Origin of the sequence: Pedobacter punctiformis (assembly GCF_027213715.1) — a bacterium.
Taxonomy (GTDB): domain Bacteria; phylum Bacteroidota; class Bacteroidia; order Sphingobacteriales; family Sphingobacteriaceae; genus Pedobacter; species Pedobacter punctiformis.
In genome coordinates, this window is the sequence record NZ_JAPWGM010000005.1 from 29,542 (window position 1) to 45,108 (window position 15,567).

The following is a 15,567-nucleotide window of genomic DNA, read 5'->3' on the forward strand; positions in this document are numbered from 1 at the left end:
TTAAAAAACAAGTTCAATCTGTGCTTCCAAATCAGTAATAAAAAGATCAATATGCTGAGTAGTTACATTAGGCATGCAAATAATATGAGAACTTCCATTTTCAGCAGCAAGTTGCCATTTCTTACAAATACCTAATGCCGGCGTTGGAAAGTTGACGGTAATTGCGTTTGGATTTCGCCAGGCCGAAATGCCTAATTTTTTAAGTTTTAACTCTGTGTATTCGGCAACTTTAAGGCTGTGTAAGGCTCTGCTTTTTAAGCCTTCTATACCTAAACGTTTAATGGTGTGCCATAAAAATAAAGGACTATGTCCATTCCTGGAGCCTGTTATTGTTGTATCAACACTGCCAATGTAGGCAACAGAGCGTGCAATCCTATCTCTGTTCGATTTTTTAGCTATTACCACACCGCAAGGCATTGGTGAACCAAAAAATTTATGTCCGCTAATGGCAATACTGTCAGCGCCATCTTCAAAATCAAATGCAGGTCTTGGCTCAATTAATGCACTGTAGGTTCCAGAAAGGGCAGCATCTGCATGGATGTAATAATGTTGTATAGCTAATCTTTTAAGGATGGTTTTAATTTTGCCTACATCGTCCCGGGCCTCTGTCATAGTGGTGCCAATATTCGCCATAATAATTACCGGCATATGGCGGTTCATTCTGATGGTGTGCTCTAAATCTTCATAATCAATTTCTCCATTTTCCTGAGTTCTGATTACAATATTTGACATATTAAGCAAATGCAGATTTTTCTGCACACTGTAATGTGTTGCTTCAGAATAGTAAACCATTCCTTTTGGATGTAATTCTCTTGCCAGATACAAGCCATACAAATTCCCTTCTGATCCGCCATTGGTTACATATCCCCACCAGTTATCAACTGGTGCCCTGAATAATTCGGCAAAGAATTGAACCACTTCTTTTTCCAACTCTCGTGAGCCAACACCGTATGTAGAGGTTACAAAAGGATCACCAAGATTGTTCATCGGATACTTTAAAAAATCCATTAAACCCTGGTAATTAAAATCTTTTGATACCGGGTAGCCTAAAAATAAACTGGTTTGCTCTTTTACTTTTTCCAGCAAATCATTTAACACTTCCTGATCTTTTACAGATAAATTGCTCGTTTCCATAATTGAATTGTTGATTTACAAAGTTATGGATTCGGAATATAATATTATTTTAATTAAATAAATAAGAATATTATATTGATATATATTTATTTTTCGGTTTAATATTTTGATTTGAATAGCAAAATCACTGCCTCTTAAATACAATATATTGAGAAATAGAGTCAGCTGGCTTATTGAATATTGGCGAGTGCCTGCTTAACAGCATTGTCATTTTGATTTACGGCCTTATAATAGCCAATATCACCAAGGTAATAACGACAAAGCAATGCTTTAAGATCATTTTGAATCACACTTTTAGCATTGTATAACTGTAAGCGGTCTATCGGAAAGTTTTTACGTTGTATAAAACCGATAAAATCTTTGAAATCATTATCATTAATGTTAAAAATATTAATATTTTGCTCTACGAAAGACGCACTGTAACGATTGGTTAAAACATTAAAAACATAATCAGATAATATTTTTTTACTCACCAGATTACTGTAAAATTTATTGTAACCTGCAGTATCCAGCCTTACAAAAACATCAGGCCTGATTCCGCCCATAATTTTTTGCTTAACAACCGGAGGATTTGAGGCATCCGGTTTATCTATCGAATCCTGAAAGGAATTGTGATCGCCGGTTAATTCACCATCCGTCATGCGGTCATCCAACTCATGTTTATAAGCATCGTAACCTTTTTTGTATGATTTCTGAATGCTTTTGCCTGAGGGAGTGTAGTATCTCGCAATGGTTAAGTTCAGGGCAGAGCCATCGCCAAAGGCAAATTGCTCCTGTACCAAACCTTTACCAAAAGATCGGCGGCCTACAATAATTCCACGACCTAAATCCTGTATCGCACCGGCAACAATTTCACTTGCCGAAGCGGTATTTTCATTAATCAAAACCGCCAGCTTACCTTGTTGAAAAGCACCATTTCCAGTTGAAAAATAATCTGTACGGGGTTCGTGTTTACCCTGGGTATAAACAATGAGTTTATTTTCGGGAAGAAACTGATCTGCCAGGCCCGTTGCGGCACTAAAATAACCACCTCCATTATCGCGTAGATCCAGAATGAGCTTTTTCATGCCTTTTGCCTTTAGGGTTGCAGCAGCCGTTGCAAAATCTTCATCGGTATTGGCTCCAAATTTACTAATGCGAACATAACCGGTTTCGTTGTTGATCATGTAAGCCGCATCAATACTGCTTACATTTACTTTGCCACGGGTAACCACTAACCGGTTAGGCTGCTGACTTCCGTTGTGAAGCAACAAAACTTTAACACCCGTTCCTGCTTTTCCTTTAAAACGACCTGTAATCTGATCTTTAGGTAAGTTTTTACCACTAATAACGGTGCTGTCAATGCTTAAAATTTTATCGCCAAGTTTTATACCAGCCTGATAGGCGGGACCATCTTTAACCACACTGGTTACCATCATGGTATCATTAAGCATATAATATTCAATTCCTACACCTTCAAAGTTTCCTTCCAGGTTATCTTCCATATCCTGTGCGTCGGTTGGTGGCAGGTAAACACTGTGCGGATCAAGCTGATGTAAAACGCTGTCTATTGGCAGGTTGTGAAGAGAATCAGTGTTAATGTCGTCAACGTAATTTTTGTTAATAATATGAAGAATTTCATCCAGCTTTTCTGTGTTATTTGCTGCAAGTTGTGGATTTTTTTGCACGCCAAACCCCTGATCCTTTATGAATTTAATGCCCAACACCATTCCGATAATTAAAATAACAGAATAGCTTAAGGCAATGAGGAGATTATAGCGGGTATTCTTTTTCATTAGCAACACTGCAAATTTATGAAAATTAGTGGGTTGATTAATTTTTTAACCCTATTTTTATACATTTTGTTTGTACTTTTTAACATAATTTAACCAGATGGAGAGGCGAGTTAAATTTTTGCATGCATATTTTTGAATTTTTAAGAACGTTTTTAGAAAGAATTTACCGAATTTTATCAAAATTATATTTATGAATAGAGTAACCGAGCAAGAATCCAATTACAATCACATTGATCAAATGTCGGTAATGGAAGTTCTGCAGGGCATTAATAATGAAGATAAGACTGTTGCCTATGCAGTTGAAAAATCTTTGCCTCAAATAGAAAAATTAACATCAGCTGTGGCTGAAAGAATGAAAAAAGGTGGTCGTCTTTTTTATATAGGAGCAGGTACAAGTGGTCGTTTAGGCGTAGTTGATGCATCTGAATGCCCACCAACGTATGGCGTTCCATTTGACTGGGTAGTCGGAATTATCGCCGGTGGAGATACTGCAATTAGAAAGGCTGTAGAGTTTGCCGAAGATGATGCGGAGCAGGCCTGGAAAGATTTACAGGAATTTAACATAAACGAGAAGGATTGTTTGGTTGGTTTGGCGGCCTCCGGAACCACACCTTATGTTGTTGGCGGTTTGAATACGGCACGTAAAAATGGGGTGTTAACCGGTTGTATTGTTTGCAATACTGGTGGCCCTATTGCTGCTGAGTCTGATTTTCCGGTAGAAGTGGTTGTTGGTCCCGAGTTTGTAACCGGATCAACCCGCATGAAATCAGGAACGGCTCAAAAACTGGTTTTAAATATGCTGAGCACTACAGTAATGGTGCAACTGGGCCGGGTGGTTGGCAATAAAATGGTCGACATGCAGTTAACTAATAATAAGCTGGTCGATCGCGGTACACAAATGGTTATGGATGAGTTGAACATCAATTATGATGAGGCTGCTAGTTTATTAAATCAGCATGGTAGTGTACGTAAAGCTGTTGAGGCCGGGCAAAAAGAAACGCATTAAATACGGTTGGTTTTAAAATCTAATTCAAAATATGCATGAAATAGAGCCTTATTACCAATGGAGAGATGAATATATTTCGGCAGAAGATGAGCGGTCGCCATTTTTTAATACCGAATATTCTGAACTTTATTTCGATAAGCAGATTTATAATTTTTTGCTGCACCCGCAATGGGACGAATTTGGCTCAAATACGCTTTATCTGAAAGTTCTTTTTGCTGATTACGACCGTAGTTATGCCATTATAGAACTTATAGGCGAATGGAATGATGCGATTAATAACGATATTATGTTGCTGAAACGTGATATTATTGAACTGATGATGGATGAAGGAATTAATAAATTTATCCTGATTGGCGAAAACGTATTAAATTTCCACGCCTCGGACGATAGTTATTATGAAGAATGGTTTCAGGAAGTTGATGAAGGCTGGATTGTTGGTGTAAACTTTAGCGAACATGTAATCAGCGAGTTTAGAGATAATAGCATCGATTATTACATCAATTTTGGTGGCGCTTTTGATGATATGCCCTGGCGTACCTTAAAACCTTTACAATTCTTTAAAAAAGTTGAAGAACTACTGACAAAAAGATTGAACTAAATCTTTATTTTTATAGTATTTAAATAACACAAATCAAAAATGGAACAACAAAATTATCAATATCAGGACAACAGTGTTTTTGTACAGGGAAAATCTGCATCAAAACGTTTCTTCGGAAATGTTTTCTTATGGATGTTTGTTGCACTGCTTGTTTCAACAGGTGCAGCATATTTTATAGCCAGCACGCCCGCCGTATTAGATTATCTTTTATCTTATAATCCATCTACCGGCAAAGGTGGTTTTACTGTTTTAGGTTACATCGCTATATTTGCCCCGCTTGGATTAGTATTTTTAATGGGTGCCGGTATGCGCCGGATGTCTTATCAGGCACTTGTTGGCGTGTTTCTCCTATACTCTATACTTACCGGAGTAATGCTGAGTTTTATATTATTAACTTACTCTTTACCTTCAATAGCCATTAGTTTTGCCGCTGCGGCAGCAATTTTTGCGGTTATGGCTATAATGGGTTACACAACGGATACAGATTTAAGTAAATTCGGACCTATATTATTTGCTGGTGTAATTGGTTTGGTCATCATCAGTGTAATCAACCTGTTTTTGGGCAGCTCTACTTTAGGTTATATTATGGGATTCTTTGGAGTGGCCATATTTACAGCTTTAACAGCTTATAAAGTTCAGGAATTAAAAAGAATTGGAGAGGGACTAGATGAAAACGGCGAAACACTTGATGTAAATGACAGTAAGAAACTGGCTATTATGGGCGCTTTATCGTTATACATCACATTTATCAATTTATTTTTATCGTTACTTCGTCTTTTTGGAAGCAGAAGATAATCTATAAAAACAGAACAATATTCTTAAGGCCGTGCAGTTTTGCATGGCCTTTGTAATTTTATTTGGTAACAAGGCGATAATTTTTGGAATTGATGTTGCTTTGTTGCACTTTTGTATGCTTATTAAGAAAGACGGAGGGATTAGACCCAACGAAGTCTTAGCAACCTGTGCCAACAAGGTGCTAAATTCTATTTCTGATTTAATATCAGAAGAAAGATAAGTTTAGGAAGTACAATCATGTGCCTGCTTTTTAAATAAGCCAGTTTTGGAAATGTAATCGTTAAGGAAAGATGTAACTGTCTGACCATTTCTGTTTTCATTCCCACATTTTACATTACAAATGAGCATAAGAGAAGAATTAGAGCAGCGTATTTTAGTGATTGATGGAGCAATGGGCACCATGATTCAGCGCTATACCTTAACCGAAGAAGATTTTAGAGGAGAACGTTTTAAAGATCACACCTGTGATGTTAAAGGCAATAACGATTTGTTAAATCTTACCCGCCCGGATATTATTAAAGCCATACACCTCGAATATTTAAATTCAGGTGCTGATATTATAGAAACCAATACCTTTAGTACCCAACGCATTTCTATGGCCGATTACCAGATGGAAGCGCTGAGTTATGAGTTGAGTTACGAAGGCGCCAGAATAGCCAAAGAAGCTACTACTGAGTTTATGGCGCAACATCCGGATAGGAAATGTTTTGTAGCCGGTGCGGTAGGACCAACCAACCGTACTTTATCTTTATCTCCCGATGTTAATGATCCGGGTTTTAGGGCAATTAGCTATGAAGAACTTTTCGAGGCCTATTACGAGCAGGTTCGTGGCCTGGTGGATGGAGGTTCTGATCTTATTTTAATTGAGACTATTTTTGATACGCTAAATGCTAAAGTGGCTATTGCGGCCATTAAAAAATACGAAGAAGTTGTTGGGCGCAAGCTGGAAATTATGATTTCCGGAACCATAACGGATGCTTCAGGAAGAACACTATCCGGCCAAACGGCTGAAGCTTTCTTAAATTCGGTTATTCATGCCAAACCATTAAGTATTGGTTTTAACTGCGCTTTGGGTGCAAAAGATATGCGTCCGCATATTGAAGAACTTTCTGCCAAAGCAGGTTGTTATGTTTCTGCTTATCCAAATGCAGGTTTGCCAAATGAGTTTGGGGCTTATGATGAGCAACCACACGAAACAGCACATTTGGTTGACGATTTTATTCATTCCGGCTTTGTAAATATTGTGGGTGGTTGTTGTGGCACCACGCCTGAGCATATTGGTTGTATTGCCGCCAATGCCCGTAAAGCTGCGCCACGCAAAATCCCCACACCTGCGCCTTACATGCGCCTGAGCGGTTTAGAACCCGTAACCATTACCCCTGAAAGTATTTTTGTAAACATTGGTGAAAGGACGAACATCACCGGATCTCCTAAATTTTCTAAACTTATTTTAAGTGGCGATTATGAAGCCGCTTTAGCAGTTGCCCGTCAGCAGGTAGAAGGTGGTGCGCAGATTATTGATGTGAACATGGATGAGGGAATGCTCGATTCAGAAGCTGCAATGACTAAGTTTTTAAACCTGATTGCTTCTGAACCTGATATTTCTAAACTACCTATCATGGTCGATTCTTCTAAATGGAGTGTGATCGAGTGTGGTTTAAAATGTTTGCAGGGTAAAGGGATCGTAAACTCAATTTCCTTAAAAGAAGGAGAGGAGAAGTTTATCGAAAGCGCTAAAAAAATCATGGTATATGGTGCTGCGGTTGTGGTTATGGCCTTTGATGAAAATGGCCAGGCAGATAATTATGAGCGGCGTATTCAAATATGTAAAAGAAGTTACGATATTTTGGTTAACGAAGTTGGTTTTCCAGCAGAAGACATCATCTTCGACCCTAATATTTTAACCGTAGCAACCGGATTAGAAGAGCATAATAATTATGCTGTCGATTTTATAAATGCCACCCGTTGGATTAAACAAAACCTACCTTACGCTAAGGTAAGCGGAGGGGTTTCTAATATTTCATTCTCTTTCAGAGGAAATAATACCGTTCGTGAAGCCATGCACGCTGCTTTTCTTTACCATGCCATACAGGCCGGTTTAGATATGGGTATTGTAAATGCGGGTATGCTGGAAGTATATCAGGAAATTCCGCCAGAATTATTAGAACGTGTAGAAGATGTACTTTTAAACCGCAGGGATGATGCGACTGAACGTCTTGTGGAGTTTGCCGAAACAGTAAAATCTAAGGGAAAAGAAGTTGTAAAAGATGAGGAATGGCGCAAGGGCACTGTCCAGGAACGTTTGTCGCATGCATTGGTAAAAGGTTTAATCGAATACCTGGATGATGATGTTGAAGAGGCACGTCAGGTTTACGAAAGACCAATTCAAGTAATTGAAGGCCCCCTGATGGATGGAATGAACATTGTTGGTGATTTATTTGGCGCCGGAAAAATGTTTCTTCCACAAGTGGTTAAATCTGCCCGCGTAATGAAAAAGGCAGTAGCCTATTTATTGCCGTTTATTGAGCAGGAAAAACTGGACAATCCCGATCAGAATCAAAATTCTTCAGCCGGGAAAGTATTAATGGCTACGGTAAAAGGCGATGTTCATGATATCGGGAAAAATATTGTAGGTGTTGTTTTAGCTTGCAATAACTTTGAAGTTGTGGATATGGGTGTAATGGTCCCTGCTCAGGATATTATTAAAAAGGCGAGAGAAATTAATGCTGATATCATCGGATTAAGTGGTTTAATTACCCCTTCGCTGGATGAAATGGTTCACTTTGCCAAAGAAATGGAACGTGAAGGTTTTACCATTCCGTTAATTATTGGCGGTGCCACTACTTCCCGAATCCATGCCGCAGTTAAGGTTGCACCCAATTATTCCGGTCCGGCAATTCATGTGCTCGATGCTTCCAGAAGTGTTACGGTTTGCAGTACACTGATGAATGGTGAAACGAGGGATACTTACATCAGCCAGATTAAAGAAGAATATGAAAAGGCCCGCGAAGCCCATTTAAATAAACGTTCTGATAAGCGTTTTAAAACGATTGAAGAAGCCCGCGAAAATAAATTTAAGATAGATTTCGAAGAAAACCTTCCGGTACCTGAATTTACAGGAACAAAGGTTTTTGATCATTATCCTTTAGAAGAATTGGTTCCTTATATTGACTGGACACCATTTTTTCACACCTGGGAACTTCGGGGAAGCTACCCTAAAATATTTGATGATAAAAATGTAGGTGTGGAGGCCAAAAAGCTTTTTGATGATGCGCAGGCATTGTTAAAAAGAGTGCTTGACGAAAAATTGTTTACTGCGAGAGGAGTGATTGGCTTCTGGCCGGCAAATTCGGTTGGAGACGATATTGTTTTAGAAGTCGGAAGTCAGAAGCTGGAAGCCGGAAGTTTAGGTAGCGACTCCCGACCTGTTACCATTCATACGCTTCGTCAGCAGGCTGAAAAAGTTGATGGACAACCTTATTATGCCTTATCAGATTTTATTGCTCCAAAAGAAAGCGGAATACAGGATTATTTTGGCGGTTTTGCGGTAACAACAGGTATTGGTGTTGACGAGTTGGTTGCCGAGTTTGAAGCAAATCACGACGATTACAATAGCATTATGGCAAAAGCACTGGCAGATCGTTTGGCTGAAGCTTTTGCAGAACGCATGCACGAACGGGTGCGTAAAGAGTTTTGGGGTTATGCCAAAGAAGAACAATTAAGTAATCAGGAGCTGATTAAGGAAGAATATGCGGGTATTCGCCCTGCACCGGGTTATCCGGCTTGTCCGGAGCATACCGAGAAAGGTACTTTATTTACATTACTTGATGCTGAAAATAAAATAGGATTGCGCTTAACTGAAAGCTACGCCATGTATCCAACAGCAGCCGTTAGCGGATTTTACTTTGCAAACCCTCAATCCCGTTATTTTGGTTTGGGCAAAATTACCAAAGATCAGATTGATGATTATGCCATTCGTAAAGAAATGTCCGTTGAAGAAGTAGAACGCTGGTTAAGTCCTAACCTTGCCTACTAAAATTGCTTTGTTATGCTGAAGAATCTTCAGAATAAGGATTATAATATTGATGTTTGCAGTCATCGAAAAAATTGGAACTGCTATTGTATTGAAGGTGCTTTGCACTTCAGCACGACAACCGAAAACAGGTTATGAAAATTACAGACCATATTCAAAATTCTGAGGGTAAAACCCTTTTCTCTTTCGAACTTTTGCCACCGGTAAAGGGAAAAAGTATCGATGAAATTTATAGAGCGATTGATCCACTGATGGAATTTAATCCACCTTTTATTGATGTAACTTATCATAGAGAAGATTTTATTTATAAACAACATGATAATGGCCTGTTGGAGAAGGTTTCTTACCGTAAACGTCCGGGTACGGTAGCCATTTGTGCGGCCATTATGAACCGTTATAAAGTTGACGCGGTTCCACATTTAATTTGTGGTGGCTTTACCAAAGAAGAAACCGAAAACGCCTTAATCGATCTGCAGTTTTTAGGCATTGATAATGTATTGGTTTTACGGGGTGATGCACGTCAGGCTGACTCCTCTTTTGTGCCTACACCGGGCGGACATTCATTTGCTTCCGACCTGCTTAAACAGGTTACCGATATGAATAATGGCCATTACCTCCATGAAGATAATGAAGCTTATAAAACTGATTTTTGTATCGGTGTTGCCGGTTATCCGGAGAAACATTTCGAAGCCCCGAATTTGAAAACAGATTTCAAATATCTGAAGAAAAAAATCGAAATGGGAGCTGAGTTTATTGTAACCCAAATGTTTTTTGACGTACAGAAATATGTAGATTTTGTGAAACTTTGCCGCGAAAACGACATTCATGTACCCATTATTCCAGGTTTAAAACCGATTACATCGTCAAAGCAATTAATTAGTCTGCCTAAAATTTTTCATCTTGATTTACCGGATGCGTTAAGTGAGGCGGTACATGCCTGTAAAAACGAAAAGGACGTAAAAGAGGTAGGCATTGAATGGATGATTGAGCAATGTAAAGAGCTGGTAAAAGTTGGTGCTCCGGTGCTTCACTTTTATACAATGAGTAATCCTGAACCTACAAAGAGAATCGCAAGAGCAATATTTTAACCTTATCGTGCCTATATGAATAATCATTTAAAAAACGATCTCGATGCTATAGAATCCATACTTGATTTGGTTAAACATCAGGGATTAGATTTTTTAAATAATATTTGCGAAAGACCTACCTCTACCCAAAAAGAGGTTCAAATCACGAATGAGCTTAGTGAGGAGGGTTTGGGTACAATTGATGCCCTGCAACAATTTAATAAGTGCTTTGAAGAAATCATGGTTGCTTCAACAGGGCCAAGATACTGGGGTTTTGTAACCGGCGGATCTACACCTGCAGCAATAGCCGGCGATTGGCTGAGCACGATTTACGATCAAAATACACAATCGGTAAAGGGTAGTGGTGATGTTTCTGCTCTAATAGAGTTAGAAACCATTAAGCTTTTGTTATCGCTTTTTAATTTACCGACCGATTTTTTTGGTGGTTTTGTAACTGGGGCAACAATGTCTAATTTTACTTGTTTGGCCGTAGCCAGACAATGGATTGGCCAACAAAATGGAAAAGATTTTGCCAGAGCGGGCGTCTCAGGTATAGTTCATGTTTTATCAGCCACACCGCATTCATCAGCTGTCAAATCTTTAGCTATGCTAGGGCTAGGCAGTAATAATTTTACCCAGCTAAAAACTACAGCAGGTAATAGAGAAACCGTTGATACAGCAGATTTAGAGGATAAAATTAAAACCCTGAATGGTCAGTCTTTTATTTTAATTTCGAGTGCCGGTACGGTAAATACAGTAGATTTTGACGATTTTGAAGCCATTTCTAAATTAAAAGAAAAATATAATTTTTGGTGGCATATTGACGCTGCATTCGGCGGTTTTGCCGCATGTTCTCCTAAATACAATCATTTGGTTAAGGGCTGGGAAACAGCAGACAGCATTACCGTAGATTGCCACAAATGGTTAAATGTGCCCTATGAAAGTGCTGTATTTTTCGTGAAAGAAAAACATCAGTTGCTGCAGATGCAAACTTTTCAAAATTCTAATGCAGCCTACCTGGGCGATCCATTAGAGAACTTTAGTTACCTTAATTTTCTGCCTGAAAATTCCAGACGTTTAAAAGCGCTGCCTGCCTGGTTTTCATTAATCAGTTATGGCAAAAGTGGCTACCAGGATATTGTAGAAAACAGCGTAGAAATGGCTTTGCTTTTTGCTGATTTTATTGAACAAAATCCTGCTTTCAAACTGCTTGCTCCGGTGAGACTCAACACGGTTTGTTTTACTTTAGCAGATGAAAATCAAGCAGGAGATTTTCTTAACCGGTTAAATGCTACGGGTAAGGTTTTTATGACACCAACAGTTTATAAAGGCAATAAAGGTTTAAGAGCTGCATTTGTAAACTGGAGAACAACCAAAGCAGATATTGAACTCGTGATTTCGGAAATTGAAAAGGTATTGGTTAACCTGTAAAACAATTTGTCATACTGAGAAATGAAGTATCTCGTTTTCGCTTACAGATGCTTCCTTCGTCAGCATGACAAAATTAGAAAAGATTTTCAAACCAGGAGATGCCAGTAATTTACTGACTATTGGTATAGGTTTTTTTATCTTTTCCAACACCAGTAATTTTTAGAGATTTCCAGTTTGGAGGCAATTGTGTTTTAATTTGAGTAATACCTGATGGTGTAATTTCCAATCCTCCAAATCCCATTAATACAGATTGCAATACACCACCTGCTCCGGTAGCAAAGTATGGATTTGTACCTCCTTTTGTTTCTGCAATTACCCTGAATGGTGGATTAAGATTGGGTTCGTAAGCATCTTTAAAAAAATGATAGGCCTTTTTCCCATTGCCTAACCTGGAGTATAACAACGAAAATATAGCATGCGTCATTGCTGGTGTTCCTTCGTTAGGTACTCTGGTTTCATAATAAGCCAAATCCTTTTCGATCTGTTTTTTATCCGTGATTTCTTTAAGCGGATAAGCTAAAAGATTAACATCGCCCTGCTTAATGCCTTCTCCCTTATAGGTTTCATGTTCTTTGGTTACGCCATTTTCTAAGGTCAGGATTGGAATATTTTGCGCAACATAATTCCAGTCTGGATTTGCCTCCATGCCTAATATTTTAGCGACTGCCGTTGCATTAAATAAATTAGCTTTAGCTGCGGCATTTGTAAAAGCATCATTATCTACATTTTCAGCCCACTCATCAGCAGCAACTACATTTTTTATATCAAATTTACCTGCTCCGTTTCGCTCTACGCGGCTTGCCCAAAAATCGGCTGTGGCTGATAATATTGGCCAGCCTTTTTCTTTAAGCCAAACAGTATCTTGGGTTACGCGGAAATAATTGTAAGCAGCTAAAGCAACGCAAGCGGATATGTGATGCTCAAAAGGGCCACTTAATGCCCAAACAGGCGTTTCCTCAACTCCCGTATCTGCACTTTCCCAGGGGTACATAGCGCCTTTATAACCGTGTGAGAAGGCATTGCGTTTGGCTGCTTCCAAACGTTCGAAGCGGTATTCAATCAATGATTTTGCGATATCAGGATGCAACACCAAAAGCGCAGGAAACATCCATATATCAGTATCCCAGAATACATGTCCGTTATAACCCAAGCCAGATAAACCCATTGGAGAAAGTGAATTTGATGTTCCGGCCCTTGAAAAAGAGGTTAAATGATACAACATGCTGTGCACATCCTGCTGCGCTTGCGGATCTCCTTCAATTTTGATGTCAGATTCCCAGAGTTTATCCCAGGCCTGATTGTGGAATTTGATTAACCTGTCTCTCCCTTCCAGTTTGGCAAAAATAGTTAACCTTTCTGCTTCGTTTAAAGGATCAGCATGTTGGGCAGAAGTAATCGTACTGCCAACAACCGCATAGGTATAACTTGAACCACTTTTAAGGGGTTTGCTAAACTTCATCAAATGCATACTGTTATCCCACATCTCATGGATAATTTTGGGCTCATGACCATGTTCTTCGCTAAACAAAAAGCTATTTGAAGCACATAACTGAAGTTTACCCGTCGGGCTTTTTGCCGTTGAGGTTAAAAGACTCAAAGTAACGTGAGGTCTGTCAATTTCGTTGTAATAATTTTGTACATCCCGCAAAGCATCAGGCGTTTCCATTACGCTTGCCGCGGTTAAATTAAGATCTTGCTTTGCAGTAATGGTTACATCCATTAAAACAGAGTAGGGCAGTTGCTGCAGTGCATAATAAGTATACTTGATGGTCGCTTTACTACCAAAATCAAGGGTTGTGGTAAAAGATGCATGCTGCATATCCAGTTCCTGGCGCATGTTCTGAATGTTTTTTGCATCTAAACGTTTACCATCAATTTCGATAAACATATTTAAAAGGTTAAACCCCTTCAAGAAATTGCTTACTCTTCCACGTCCGTAGGTATCGTAGGCACCTGCTAACACAACGTCTTTAACTTTAAAAGGTTCGGCAGAAGAAACCACACCAATTATACCATTGCCAACAGTTACTCCATAATAATTATTAGCATCAATGTTGTCAGGCTTTATTTTCCAGGGATCCTGTGCTTTTGACTCAAAATAAAAAAGAATGACCAAAAAGAATGTAATTGTTTTTTTCATATATCTTTTTATAAGAAAGTAGATTTAATAAAAATGAGCCTAACACTGTGTCAGACTCATTTAATGTAAAACTCAACTATTTAGTTAATAACCAGGGTTTTGTTTAAGATTAGGATTTCCTACCTGACTGCTGGGAATTGGGAAAAGTAAATACTTAGGATTATCAGTTGGTTTTTCTTGCCATGGGTTTAAAAATTTACCGAAACGAATTAAATCTGTTCTGCGCTGGCCTTCCCAATAAAGCTCCCGTCCTCTTTCATCCAATAAATTATCTAAGGTTAACGTTAAGAATGCACTTGCACCTCTTTTAGCTCTTAAAGCATTGACAATAATCAATGCAGGGCCTGCTTGACTTGTGCGCAACAATGCCTCTGCTTTCATTAACAACACATCTGAAAATCTAAAATAAACCCAGTCGTTGTTTGGTTTTTTTGAATCTACATTTGGGTAATCAACAGGATATTTTACTACTCTGATGCCGGCAACTTCTAAATGGTTGGGATCAGTTTCCATAATGCTTACTTTAGGATCGAAAATTAAAGCATTGCCTTTTCTATCTTTTAATGCTATGCCATTTTGATCATATTGCTGTCCTACTAATAAGCCTACTTTTAAACCTGAAACATTTGTTTGCCCGGTATAAGTTCCGCCTCTTCTTAAGTCGGTTGCCTCAAATTTGTTGTAAAAATCTGATAAAGTAGAAAAACCATTATATCCAGAAGGAGATTGATTATAATGGAGTGTACATTTCCACATACCATCTAAATCGCTACCAGATTGACCTGATAAATTTTTAGCTGTGAAAATATTTTCAGATGATAAAATATCATTTGTGGGAGCGAAATTATCGAAATAGTTGCTTGTCAAAGTATAGCCCGATCCTGCGATTTCATCGGCAAGACTGATCACCTTGGCCATGTCAGCCGCATCGAATGTAGGTGTTGTACGATTTAAGAATGCTCCTTTATTTAAATAAATCTTCATCAATAAAGTTTTTGCGGCATTTTTATTAGCAATGTTCGCGGTTCCTGAAGGTAAATTGGGAATAATTGTGGTAAGCTCAGCAATAAGATAATTAATTTCTTCCTGTGCTGTTCTTACTCTTGATGGGTTCACAACGCTTTCACCTGGTTCTCTATATGGTACCTGATTCCATCCATCCAAAATAGAAAATTCAGCATACGCCCGTAAAAATCTAGCTTCGGCAGCTTGCTGTGGACTTGGATTAAATTGCAGCAAATTGGTAGTTAGATAAGATATGCTGTTTAAGCCTGAAAACACATCTGCAACGGTTGAATGAGTTGCATCCCAGGTATGTAAATGTAAAGTTCGCCATTTCCCATTATCGTCCCAGTCGCCCGCACGTGTAGGTACTATTACTTCATCAGATGTTACCTCTTGAAGTGCAAACCAATTCCATGGTGCTTGATAAGGTCCTGCCATAGCGGCGTAACTTCCTCCAAGTAATTTTGTAGGGTCTACATCACCTGTTCCAATTTGTCCATGCAGGTCTTCTTTAAGCTTAGTACATCCCGAAAAGGAAAGCGCCAGCACTACAAAACCTATTATATATTTATTTTTCATGTCG

10 protein-coding genes and 1 riboswitch are annotated in these 15,567 nt (G+C 38.8%); of the genes, 6 read left to right on the forward strand and 4 right to left on the reverse strand.

Annotation, left to right across the window (positions count from 1 at the left end; genetic code table 11):
• Together O0955_RS14150 and O0955_RS14155 are read right to left on the reverse strand one after the other, a co-directional pair.
• Positions 1-1,134 (reverse strand): histidine decarboxylase, encoded by a 1,134-nt coding sequence (locus O0955_RS14150; protein ID WP_269428205.1) that lies wholly within the window; start codon positions 1,132-1,134, stop codon positions 1-3.
• A 170-nt stretch (positions 1,135-1,304) separates the two neighbouring features.
• Positions 1,305-2,909 (reverse strand): S41 family peptidase, encoded by a 1,605-nt coding sequence (locus O0955_RS14155; RefSeq protein WP_269428206.1) that lies wholly within the window; start codon positions 2,907-2,909, stop codon positions 1,305-1,307.
• 190 nt (positions 2,910-3,099) lie between these two features.
• Here O0955_RS14155 and murQ point away from each other — a divergent pair, with 190 nt between their 5' ends.
• The 6 genes from murQ (at position 3,100) to O0955_RS14185 (ending at position 11,839) form a co-directional block, all read left to right on the forward strand.
• A complete protein-coding gene (murQ, locus tag O0955_RS14160) occupies positions 3,100-3,915 on the forward strand; it encodes an N-acetylmuramic acid 6-phosphate etherase (protein WP_269428207.1) in 816 nt (271 codons plus the stop codon).
• Between the two features lie 31 nt (positions 3,916-3,946).
• A complete protein-coding gene (locus O0955_RS14165) occupies positions 3,947-4,513 on the forward strand; it encodes a hypothetical protein (RefSeq protein ID WP_269428208.1) in 567 nt (188 codons plus the stop codon).
• Between the two features lie 39 nt (positions 4,514-4,552).
• Positions 4,553-5,308, forward strand: a complete 756-nt coding sequence (locus O0955_RS14170) for a Bax inhibitor-1/YccA family protein (RefSeq protein WP_269428209.1) — start codon at positions 4,553-4,555, stop codon at positions 5,306-5,308.
• Between the two features lie 116 nt (positions 5,309-5,424).
• Positions 5,425-5,531: riboswitch (SAM riboswitch) on the forward strand.
• A 117-nt stretch (positions 5,532-5,648) separates the two neighbouring features.
• Complete coding sequence (gene metH / locus O0955_RS14175) at positions 5,649-9,344, forward strand: methionine synthase (protein ID WP_269428210.1); 3,696 nt, start codon at positions 5,649-5,651, stop codon at positions 9,342-9,344.
• Between the two features lie 131 nt (positions 9,345-9,475).
• On the forward strand, positions 9,476-10,429 hold the full coding sequence (gene metF, locus O0955_RS14180; protein ID WP_269428211.1) for a methylenetetrahydrofolate reductase [NAD(P)H]: 954 nt from the start codon (positions 9,476-9,478) through the stop codon (positions 10,427-10,429).
• A 15-nt stretch (positions 10,430-10,444) separates the two neighbouring features.
• The gene (locus O0955_RS14185; protein ID WP_269428212.1) at positions 10,445-11,839 is read left to right on the forward strand and encodes a pyridoxal phosphate-dependent decarboxylase family protein; all 1,395 of its coding nucleotides are present in this window, start codon (positions 10,445-10,447) and stop codon (positions 11,837-11,839) included.
• A gap of 109 nt (positions 11,840-11,948) precedes the next feature.
• On the opposite strand, the gene O0955_RS14190 is transcribed toward O0955_RS14185, so the two are convergent.
• Together O0955_RS14190 and O0955_RS14195 are read right to left on the reverse strand one after the other, a co-directional pair.
• A complete protein-coding gene (locus O0955_RS14190) occupies positions 11,949-13,979 on the reverse strand; it encodes a kojibiose hydrolase (protein WP_269428213.1) in 2,031 nt (676 codons plus the stop codon).
• 84 nt (positions 13,980-14,063) lie between these two features.
• Positions 14,064-15,563, reverse strand: coding sequence for a RagB/SusD family nutrient uptake outer membrane protein (locus tag O0955_RS14195; protein ID WP_269428214.1), 1,500 nt, complete (start codon positions 15,561-15,563; stop codon positions 14,064-14,066).
• Positions 15,564-15,567: the final 4 nt, after the last annotated feature.